Annotated in this window: 2 protein-coding genes; both read right to left on the bottom strand. The window is 61.5% G+C overall.

Annotated elements, in window-relative coordinates; all coding sequences use genetic code 11:
- Positions 1-698: transketolase family protein (locus tag AC11W3_RS02860; RefSeq protein ID WP_484092453.1), on the bottom strand; the 698-nt coding region annotated here is incomplete at its 3' end.
- Positions 688-1,308 (bottom strand): transketolase (locus AC11W3_RS02855; protein WP_484092452.1); only part of this gene is annotated, 621 nt, incomplete at its 5' end. The genes AC11W3_RS02860 and AC11W3_RS02855, both read right to left, overlap by 11 nt.

The raw sequence follows: 1,308 nt of genomic DNA, 5'->3' as shown, positions 1-1,308 counted from the left end.
AGCTCGGCAGCGATCAAGGCCTGCACCACCAGGTCGCGGTTGGCGATGATGGCGGCATCGGAACCCTCCCGCACGACGACCGCCTTGCCGATCTTAAAGGGAAAACTCGCATCGTAAAGCACCGGCACCGGATCCCGCGTCAGGCTGAGATACACCGGACCTTTGTACTCGGCAGCCGCATCAACGGCCATCTTGGTGCTGGTCGGATCGGACGGAGCAATCACGGTGGAACCGGCCAGGGCCCGCATGATGGACAAATCCTCCTGGGCCTGATGGGTCACCCCGTCCGGACCCGGCGTGATCCCGCAGTGGCTGGCTGCGATCTTAACGTTCAGGTGCGGATAGTGGATGCTGTTACGCACCTGATCGAGCGCCCGCATGCAGGCGAAGACCGCGTAAGTGTTGGCGAACGGGATCAGCCCCGTGGTCGCCATGCCGGCTGCGGCCGCCATCATGTTCTGCTCGGCGATCCCGAAATTAAAGGCCCGCTCCGGGAACTTGGCTGCGAAGAGAAACGTCTTCATGGGTTTGGAGACGTCCGCGTCGAGCGAGACGACATGGGGATTTTGCGACCCGAGCGCCAGCAGCGCTTCCCCATAGGTCAGACGCGTCGGCTCTCCCTTGGCCTTTACAAAGAGATCCTTGGACGACAGCAGGGCTTGAACTTCGGGTAGAAGATAGCGGTAGCTAGATTTCACAGAAGCACCTCCTGATCTCGCACAAGGCCTGGTCGGCCTCGGACACGCACGGAGCCTTTCCGTGCCAGTCCGCCACGTTTTCCATGAAGGAGACTCCCTTGCCTTTGATCGTTTCGGCAACGATGGCGGTCGGGATACCCTTGCGCTGGCTCGCGGCTTCGAGCGCGGCGACGATCTGCTCCATGCTGTGCCCGTCGATGGCCTCAACGTACCAGCCGAAGGCACGCCACTTATCAGCCAGCGGCTCAACCGGCATCACATCCTCCACACAGAAGTCGTTCTGCAGATGGTTGCGGTCCACGATCACGGTGAAGTTGTCGAGCTTCCACTTGGGGGCTGCCATGGCCGCCTCCCAAACCGATCCCTCCTGGCACTCGCCGTCGCCGACCACCACCCACACATGGTAGTCTTTCTTCATCAGCTTGCCCGCGAGAGCCATCCCCAGGCCGGCCGAAATGCCTTGACCGAGTGATCCTGTACTCATGTCGATCCCGGGGCACTTGTGCATATCCGGATGGCCCTGCAGCATGCTGCCCAGTTTGCGCAAGGTCGCGAGATGCTTTTTGTCGAAATAGCCGCGCTCGGCTAATGCCGAGTACCACGCCGGGCA

The organism is Geomonas sp. (assembly GCF_056994735.1).
Note: the sequence above shows the minus strand (reverse complement) of the source record. Positions and strands in the feature narration are given on the sequence as shown.